The sequence below is a fragment of the Lacisediminihabitans sp. genome (assembly GCF_036404185.1).
In the GTDB taxonomy this organism is placed as follows: domain Bacteria; phylum Actinomycetota; class Actinomycetes; order Actinomycetales; family Microbacteriaceae; genus Lacisediminihabitans.
Genome location: NZ_DASWPB010000162.1, coordinates 26,129 through 34,705 on the forward strand (window position 1 = coordinate 26,129; position 8,577 = coordinate 34,705).

The 8,577-nt window shown below is 69.4% G+C and carries 10 protein-coding genes; 6 read left to right on the forward strand and 4 right to left on the reverse strand.

Translation table 11 applies throughout. The features are described 5' to 3' along the window. Together VGC18_RS11665 and VGC18_RS11670 are read right to left on the reverse strand one after the other, a co-directional pair. On the reverse strand, positions 1 to 528 hold the full coding sequence (locus tag VGC18_RS11665) for an O-acetyl-ADP-ribose deacetylase (RefSeq protein ID WP_331097527.1): 528 nt from the start codon (positions 526 to 528) through the stop codon (positions 1 to 3). A gap of 20 nt (positions 529 to 548) precedes the next feature. After that, complete coding sequence (locus VGC18_RS11670) at positions 549 to 1,121, reverse strand: DUF4333 domain-containing protein (RefSeq protein ID WP_331097529.1); 573 nt, start codon at positions 1,119 to 1,121, stop codon at positions 549 to 551. Between the two features lie 252 nt (positions 1,122 to 1,373). Between VGC18_RS11670 and VGC18_RS11675 the strand changes: the two genes are divergently transcribed. After that, positions 1,374 to 2,387, forward strand: a complete 1,014-nt coding sequence (locus VGC18_RS11675; RefSeq protein ID WP_331097531.1) for an alpha/beta hydrolase — start codon at positions 1,374 to 1,376, stop codon at positions 2,385 to 2,387. A 9-nt stretch (positions 2,388 to 2,396) separates the two neighbouring features. Then, a complete protein-coding gene (locus tag VGC18_RS11680) occupies positions 2,397 to 3,344 on the forward strand; it encodes an alpha/beta hydrolase (RefSeq protein WP_331097533.1) in 948 nt (315 codons plus the stop codon). Here VGC18_RS11680 and VGC18_RS11685 read toward each other — a convergent pair. Further along, on the reverse strand, positions 3,341 to 4,108 hold the full coding sequence (locus tag VGC18_RS11685; protein WP_331097535.1) for a glycosyltransferase family 2 protein: 768 nt from the start codon (positions 4,106 to 4,108) through the stop codon (positions 3,341 to 3,343). The genes VGC18_RS11680 and VGC18_RS11685 overlap by 4 nt on opposite strands. Before the next feature lie 102 nt (positions 4,109 to 4,210). On the opposite strand from VGC18_RS11685, the gene VGC18_RS11690 reads away from it, so the two are divergent. Both VGC18_RS11690 and VGC18_RS11695 read left to right on the forward strand, forming a co-directional pair. Next, positions 4,211 to 5,368, forward strand: a complete 1,158-nt coding sequence (locus VGC18_RS11690) for an inorganic phosphate transporter (protein ID WP_331097537.1) — start codon at positions 4,211 to 4,213, stop codon at positions 5,366 to 5,368. Next, complete coding sequence (locus VGC18_RS11695; protein WP_331097539.1) at positions 5,365 to 5,568, forward strand: hypothetical protein; 204 nt, start codon at positions 5,365 to 5,367, stop codon at positions 5,566 to 5,568. The genes VGC18_RS11690 and VGC18_RS11695 overlap by 4 nt, the downstream gene beginning before the upstream one ends. Before the next feature lie 6 nt (positions 5,569 to 5,574). Here the strand turns inward: VGC18_RS11695 and VGC18_RS11700 are convergent, their stop codons facing one another. Continuing rightward, positions 5,575 to 6,162 (reverse strand): hypothetical protein, encoded by a 588-nt coding sequence (locus VGC18_RS11700; RefSeq protein ID WP_331097541.1) that lies wholly within the window; start codon positions 6,160 to 6,162, stop codon positions 5,575 to 5,577. 89 nt (positions 6,163 to 6,251) lie between these two features. Between VGC18_RS11700 and VGC18_RS11705 the strand changes: the two genes are divergently transcribed. Next, positions 6,252 to 7,775, forward strand: a complete 1,524-nt coding sequence (locus VGC18_RS11705; protein WP_331097543.1) for an aspartate ammonia-lyase — start codon at positions 6,252 to 6,254, stop codon at positions 7,773 to 7,775. Next, a partial coding sequence (locus VGC18_RS11710; RefSeq protein ID WP_331097545.1) for a ribokinase occupies positions 7,772 to 8,577 on the forward strand: 806 nt, incomplete at its 3' end. The genes VGC18_RS11705 and VGC18_RS11710, both read left to right, overlap by 4 nt.

Here is an 8,577-nt window from a genome sequence, read left to right on the forward strand (position 1 = left end):
TCAGCCGGCGAGCGCCTCCTCGAAGGCGGTCAGCGCCGCGGGACCGAACAGCACAAAACGCACCAACTCGAGGGTTCCGACGGGCTCCTTCTCCGCGACCTCCCGCACCGTCGTGACGGCGATGCGCGCCGCGTCGTCCATCGGCCATCCGTAGACGCCCGCGGAGATCGCCGGGAAGGCGACGCTCCTGGCGCCGAGCTCTGCGGCCAGACGAATCGACCGGCGGTACGCGCTCGCGAGCAGGCCGCTGCGGTCGGCATCGCGCGTGTACACGGGGCCGACGGTGTGGATCACCCACCTGGCCTGGAGCCTGCCCGCCGTCGTCGCGACGGCCTCGCCGGTGGGAAGGCCGTCCGGGTAGCGGGTCGATCGCAGCAGCCTGCACTCCTCCAGGATCCGCGGGCCGCCGGCACGATGGATCGCCCCGTCGACACCCCCTCCGCCGAGCAGCGAGTTGTTCGCCGCGTTGACGATGGCATCGACCCTCTCCCGGGTGATGTCACCCCGCACCGCCTCGATCCGGATCATGCCACGACTGTACGCCGGGCTCAGCGGTCGCTCGTGTAGACGCCCCAGTCGTCGACCCGCCAGTCGATCCAGCCGTTGACCCGTTGCAGGCTCACGGTGACGTCGTATGGTCCCCTGGCGCCGTCTCTCGCGGAGCAGCTGAACCGCTGGCCGATGAGGGTGGGCGGGGCCTGCGGGCAGCTCACGTCGAGCTTGACCCCCATGATCGCGGCGTCGGTGACGATCGAGCGCTCGGCCTCGGCCCTGAAGGTCGACGGCAGGGCCGAGATCAGCAGCCCGGGGACGGCCAGCACGGAGCTGAACTGCAGGAGTCCGAGCACCACCCAGACGACGAGCGGGGTCACTCCGGCGCCGCCGACCCGGCTGAGGGCGATCGCGCGGGCGATGAGGTAGACCGGCGCGCTGAGAAGGGCAATCGCCCAGTGGGCGGGATGCGCGTGGCCGGCCCGTCCCAGCCGCGCCGTGTCCAGCGCCGCGAGGCCGACCACGGCCAGGTACGGCACCACCCAGACGATGGCCAGGACCGTCGGCCCCATGAGCGCGGGAAAGGCGAAGAGCAGGAGCAGCCCAATTCCCAGCTGCAGGAGGGGCATTCCGGCGATGATCCAGACCGGCACCGTGTGCACGGGGAGGGGGAGGACCCTCCCACCGCGGCGGAGTCGTCGTCCGGCCCGTCGGTGGCCGGCTGACGTCCTCATCTGCTCCTCCGGCACGCTTCGTGTCCACTCGTCGTCGTTCAGGGCCAGATTACTTCGCTGCCGGTGGCTCGGACCTCCTCGAGGCCTGCGTGTCAGCCCGTGGCCGACTCTCAGCGCGAATTAGGGCGGCGGGATTACCGTAGCCGCATGCGTGAGATATCCCGGGACCCGCGCCCGCCCGCCCCCGGTCGTGGCGCCCGTGGTGTGCTGCAGCGGGTTCCCGTGTGGGTGTGGCGCGGCCTCATGGCCCAGCTGGAACCGCGCGAGCTCGCCCGTCTCAACGTCGATCCGATCACCTCCGTCGACTACACGACGGACATCGACTTCGTCGGCGACGGCATCCGCGAGCACCGCCTCGACGTCATGGCGCCCCGGCCCGCGGAGGGGTTCTCCGCGGACGGGCTTCCCGTCTACGTGTACTTCCACGGCGGCGGCTGGACCTCCGGGGACAAGGGTGCGCTCACCAAGTACTGCGCCAGCCAGGCGGCCTCTGGCATCATCGTCGTCAACGCGAACTATCGCAAGGCGACCGGCTTCCGGATGTCCGACATGATCGACGACGCCAACGCCGTCCTCGCGTGGGTGAGGGACAACATCGGCTCCCACGGCGGGGACCCGACCAGGATCGTCCTCGGCGGAGACTCAGCCGGCGGTCAGATCGCCGCGCTCTACCAGGCCGCCGTCCTGCGTCCGGCGCTCGCCGAGCACTACGGCCTGGAGCCGGCGATCCCACCAGCCAGCCTCCGCGGCCTGGTCCAGCACTGCAGCGCCGTCGACTTCTCGGTGATCTTCGAGCGGGGGTTCATCCTCAGCCGTAACTTCGTCAGGATGCTGCTGCCGCATCGCGGCCGGGGCGTCTCGCTCCGCCGTGCCGCCCGCTTCCTCTCGCCCATCGAATGGGTGGACAGGGGGGATCCGCCCGTGTTCCTCACCACCTCGGAGCGCGACTACTTCTACCGGGCGAACCTCAACTACGTGGCCAGACTGCGCGAGCGCGGGGTGCCGGTCGACACGCTCATCTACGAACGCTCCTCGCGCAACACGGAGCACACCTGGCAGCAGAATGCGGCCTTCCCCGAATCCCAGGAGGTGTATCGCCGGCTGCAGGAGTTCATCGGCCGGGTCGCGGGCCATGCACGATTGGCCGCGGCGGGACGGTAGATTGTTGAGGTGAAATCCCGAGCCGGCAGGAACGACGACAGAGCGCGTTCCCATCTCGGCGACTTCGGGTCCTCCGTCATCGACGAAGCGGCGATCCACGATGCGGCGCTTCCCGACATCGACTGGACGGTCCTCCCCGCCGGAGCCGTCGCCTCCACCTTCGTCGCACCCAGCGGTCCGATCGCCATGATCTCCCTGGGCGACCCGGCGGGACAAAGGGTGCTTCTCGTGCCAGGGGTGACCGGCTCGAAGGAGGACTTCATCCTCATGATGCCGGAGCTGGCCGAGGCCGGGTTCTATGTGCAGAGCTACGACCTGGCGGGCCAGTACGAGTCCCGCCTCGCCGGGCCGGAGAACCTGCCGGTCCCGCGCGAGCACTACGACTATGAGCTCTTCGTCGGAGACATGCTCGCCATCCTCGCCGACGGATCGGCGCCCGTTCACGTGCTCGGATACTCCTTCGCCGGCACGGTAGCTCAGATGAGCTTTCAGCGTCATCCGGAGCTCTTCGCGAGTCTCACCCTGCTCAGCTGCCCACCGCAGCCGGGTCAGGGCTTCAGGGGGGTCAGCCGGATCGGGCCGTTCACCGGGCTGGCGACCGGTCCCATCGGGGCCGCCTTGATGATCTGGGGCCTTCGTCGCAACCTGACCCGGGTGCCGCCCGGCCGACTGGCGTTCGTCAAGCACAGGCTGACCGTGACCAGGGTCGCCGCCGTCGAGGACATCATCGGGCTCATGAAGCGGTCACCGGACGTGCGTGCGGAGCTGCGGGACTCCGACATCCCCAAGCTCGTGGCGGTGGGGGAGCACGACCTCTGGCCGCTTCACCTGCACAGCGCATTCGCGACCGAGATCGGTGCGAGGCTCGCGGTCTATCGCACCGGGCACAGCCCGTGCGAGACGGCTCCGCACCAGCTCAACCGCGACCTGCTCGAGCTCTTCTCGCGGGCGTCCTAGGCGACGAGCCCGCCGGCCGCCTCCTCGAGGCGCGCCTCTGCCCAGTCCCGGCGCTCTTTGCGCCGGGCGAGCGGCGGGATCTGCTTGAAGTCGAGCGCCAGCGTCGTATACGCCCAGCCGAGTCTCCGTCCGATCGTCGAGAAGGAGGCGAACGGCCGCGCGGAGACCTCCACCCTCAGCTGCTCGTCGTAGAGGACGTCCATGTCCGGCTCGAGGTGGTAGCTGAGGTCGAGGTCGTCGTGCACCTCGCGGATCGTGCGATTGACGGAACCGCGCAGACGCCGCCACATCTCGGCGGTGATCGCCATGTTCGAGCCGAACAGCGGGGGATGGCCGAGCAGGAACTCCATCGACCAGAAGAAACCGCCGATGTAGAGCTCTCTGCCGACCCAGCGGATGAACTGGTTCGCGCCGTAGAAGATGCCGGGGCCGGTCACGGCGGTCAGGCCGTTCTGTCGCTGCATGATGTTCTCGATCCGGGCGAGCCAGTCCGGAGCGGGCCGGGAGTCGGCGTCCAGGCGCGCCAGGATGTCGCCGTGGGCGGCGTCGAATCCGGCAGCCGTCGCCGGGAAGATGCCCCTGAGGGGTTCGAAGACCACCCTGGCCCCCGCCGCGCGGGCGACACGAGCCGTGTCATCGGTGCTCGCATTGTCGACGACGACGATCTCGTCAGCGGGCCGTGTCTGTGCCGCCAGAGCGGCCAGGCACTCGCGGAGCATGTCGGCGTCGTTCAGCGCAGGGATCACGACTGAAATGTGTGTCATTGTTGAAAAACTCTACGCCAGAGCCACCGTCTGCCCGGTTCGGGCGGTCGGCTTAAGCTCCAGTTTGCCTCTCGTTCATCATCCTGTAAGACTTGGGCCCCCGTGGACATCTGGCTCATGGTCGCGCTGGTTATCGCGTTGGCCCTCTTCTTCGACTTCACCAACGGCTTTCACGACACCGCCAACGCCATGGCAACTCCCATAGCGACCGGTGCTCTGAAGCCCAAGGTGGCCGTCACCATTGCTGCAACGTTGAATCTCGTCGGAGCATTCCTGTCCACGGAGGTCGCGAGGACGATCTCCGGTGGCCTCATCAGGGAGGGCAGCAACGGCGTCCGCATCACCCCGGTCATGATCTTCGCCGGCCTCATCGGGGCCATCCTGTGGAATCTGGTCAGCTGGCTGTTCGGCCTGCCGTCCAGCTCCAGTCACGCCCTCTTCGGCGGCTTGATCGGCGCCGCCGTCGTCGGGGCCGGGTTCGGGTCCATCGACCTCTCCGTCCTGCTCTCGAAGATCGTCCTCCCCGCCGTGCTCGCACCGGTCACCGCGGGGCTGGTCGCCTTCCTCGCCACCCGGATCGCCTACACCACGACGAAGAAGAAGCAGCGGGGCGGCTTCCGATACGGCCAGATGTTCACCTCCTCGCTCGTGGCGCTCGCTCACGGCACCAACGACGCCCAGAAGACGATGGGCGTCGTCACGCTCACCCTCATCGCCGCGGGATTCCAGCCCGCCGGCTCCGGCCCGGAGGTCTGGGTGATCGTGGTCTGCGCCCTCGCCATCGCGCTCGGCACCTACACGGGCGGCTGGCGCATCATCCGCACCCTCGGAACGGGGCTCACCGAGATCGAGCCGGGCCAGGGCTTCGCCGCGGAGGCCGCGACGGCGGCGAGCATCCTCGCCTCCACTCACCTGGGCTTCGCGTTGTCGACCACCCAGGTCGCCTCCGGATCCGTGATCGGAACGGGCATCGGCCGCAAGGGGGCGTCCGTTCGGTGGCGCACCGCGGGGCACATCGGCATCGGCTGGCTGATCACGATCCCCGCGGCCGGCCTCGTTGGCGCGCTCGCGTCGTGGATCGCGCTCGCGGGCGTCGCCGGGGTGGTCGTGGATGCGGTGGCCGCCTTCGTCGCGATCGTCGGCATCTTCCTCTACTCGAGACGGTCGGGAGCCGCCGCGCGCGCCGTGGCGGTCGAGCCGACCGCGCTCGTCCGCCCCAAACGACGCAAACGGGCCAGGGTGGACGGAGGCGGATCGTGATCGACTGGCTGAGCTTCCTCGTGGTCCTCGTGGTCTCGATCGTCGGCGCGTGCACCGTCGTCTTCCTCTTCGCCCTCGGCCTGCGTCTCGTCGCCGTTCCCGGCGGCTGGCGCAGGCCGCTCGGGGTGGCCTCCTTCGTCGTCTGCGGGGCGGCCGTCCTCTGGGCGGTGTACCTGGTCGTCCCGGCCTTTCACGGCTGAGGCGGGTCAGCCGATGAGCGCCCGGACGTTGAACAGCGCGTCCGCCGCCGCGGCGACGGTGAGCGAGGGAAAGGCCGCCGCGGCGTCCGTTCCCGTCGACTGCGCGCCCAGGACGAGCGTGTACGTGGGGCCGACGAGCAGCAGCACCGAGTCGAGGTGGGAGGTCGGGCCGTCGTTCGCCTTCGAGGTCTGCAGCACAGAGTCGATGGCCGTCGCGCGGGGATCGGCGATGGTGGTCTTCTCCGCTCGGAGGGTTCCGAGCTGATCGGAGCTCAACGGGCTCACCGTCGCCAGCACAAGCAGCTGGTCGGTGTTGTCGGCGCTCGTGAAGGCGCACGAACGCTGCCCGGAGCTGCCCTCGTCCAGAGAGGTCGACGAGGTCTCGTCATAGCTCAGACCGGTGGCGACGGGGCCGAGGACGTTCGCGACGTCGTCGCAGGAGGGCAGTCGGGCCGCCGCAGCGGCGATCTCGGGATCGGCGGAGGCGCTTGCGCTCGCCGTCGGCGTTGGCGCGGCCTGGGACGTGCATCCTGCCGTCCCCCCGACGACGACGAGCGCCACCGACACGGCGAGGAGGACGGTGCGAAGCTGCATACACCGACCATAACAACCGACTCTGAGGCCCCGAGTAGAGTCGATGAGGTGACCGGCCATCCGTGAGACCGGACGATGGAGCCAGCGCAGTGAACATCGAGACGCCCCTTTTTCCCGCATGGGGGGAGAAGGCATCGGAGCCGACGAGGACGGAGCGGGACTCGCTGGGCTCGATGGAGATCCCGGCGGCCGCATACTGGGGCATCCACACCGGCAGGGCGCTGGTCAATTTCCCGATCTCCCGGCGTCCCATCTCGATCTACCCCGACCTGGTCGTGGCCCTCGCCAGGGTCAAGCAGGCCGCGGCCATGGCGAATCGCGAGCTCGGCGCGCTCGATCCCGCGAAGGCGGAGGTGATCGGCCGCGTCTGCGAGGAGATCGTGGCAGGTGGCCTGCACGAGCAGTTCGTGGTGGGCGTGATCCAGGGCGGCGCCGGAACCTCGACCAACATGAACGCCAACGAGGTCATCGCCAACAGGGGGCTCGAACTGCTCGGCCGGCCATTCGGGGGCTACGAACACCTGCACCCGATCGACGACGTCAACCGCAGCCAGAGCACCAACGACGTCTATCCCACGGCGATCAAGCTCGCCATGGTGTTCGGGGTGCGCCGCCTGATCGAGGAGCAGCGCCGCCTCGTCGACTCCTTCTCCGCGAAGGGCCGGGAGTTCGCCGAGGTGCTCAAGGTCGGGCGCACTCAGCTGCAGGACGCGGTCCCGATGACCCTCGGTCAGGAGTTCACCGGCTTCGCGCACACCCTCGAGGAGGACATCGAGCGCCTGGGCGAGACCATTCCCTGGCTCACCGAGATCAACCTGGGGGCCACGGCGATCGGCACGGGCATCACGGCCGATCCGCGGTACGCGGAGGCCGTGCGCCGCCACCTCTCCGCTCTCACGGGCATCCGGATGCTCACCGCCCCCGACCTCGTGGAGGCGACCTCCGACGCGGGGGTGTTCATGACCCTCAGCGGGACGCTCAAGCGGGCCGCCGTCAAGCTCTCGAAGATCTGCAACGACCTGAGGCTGCTCTCCAGCGGCCCGCAGGCCGGCCTCGGCGAGATCACCCTGCCGCCGCGTCAGGCGGGGTCGAGCATCATGCCTGGCAAGGTCAATCCGGTGATCCCGGAGGTGGTCAACCAGGTGGCCTTCAGCGTGATCGGGGCGGATGCGACGGTGACGGCGGCCGCGGAGGCCGGCCAGCTCCAGCTCAACGCCTTCGAACCCGTCATCGCCCACAGCGTCCTCCAGTCGGTCATGTGGCTGACCAACGGCTGCATGACGCTGCGGCTGAACTGCGTCGACGGGATCCGCGCGAACGTCTCCCGGCTGGCCAGCCAGGTCGAGGCCTCGGTCGGGGTGGTGACCGCACTCACCCCGTACATCGGCTACGCAGCGTCCGCAGCCCTCGCCCATACCGCCCTGACGACGAACTCCTCGATCGCCGATCTCGTCGTCGCCGCCGGTCTCCTGAGCCGCGAGGAGGCGGTGCGACTGCTGTCTCCCGGGCGGCTGAGCGGCCTGGTCCCCATCACAGCGGCGATCACGGTCGTCGCCGACGATCCGGACAACGGAAAACGGACCCCGGCCGGTGGCGATAATCTGGCCTCATGACCACTGCTGGCAACGACGGAGACAAACGATCCGGGGTGACCGTCGTGGGAAGCGCCAACATCGATGCCGTCTTCACGGTGGAGTGCATCCCCCTGCCCGGCGAGACCCTGATCGCCGAGTCCACGGCGCGGTTTCCGGGCGGCAAGGGGCTCAACCAGGCGGTGGCCGCGGCCCGCGCCGGCGCACCGACCAGCCTCCTCGGGGCGATCGGCGCCGACGGCGACCTGCTGATCGAGGCGATGACCGAGGCGGGTGTCCGCGGCGAGCTGATCCGGCGCGTCCAGGGGCCGAGCGGTCAGGCGTTCATCGTCGTGGACGCGTCCGGCGAGAACACCATCATCGTCTCCTCCGGGGCCAACGCGACGGTCACCGACCTACGTCGGAACGAGATCGCCGCCATCTCCTCGAACGGCGTCCTGCTCATGCAGCTCGAGCTCCCGCTCGGACTGATCGCCCTGGCTGCGGCTCAGGCCCGCTCCGCAGGCACGACCGTGATCCTCAATGCCGCCCCCGCTCGGCCGCTTCCCGGCTCCCTGCTGGCGGACACGGACATCCTCGTGGTCAACGAGCACGAGGCGTGCCTCATCGCCGATCGCCCCGACCTGACGACCGCATCCGCCCTCCTCGCAGGCCTCGTCGACCGTCTGATCGTCACGCTCGGCGAGAACGGCTCCGTGGTCTACCTGGCGGGGGAGGAGCTGGCGCGGGTGCCGGCGCGCCGAGTGCCCGTCGTGGACACGACGGGTGCGGGCGATGTCTTCTGCGGCGCCCTCGCTTCGGCGATCGCAGGGGGCGACGACCT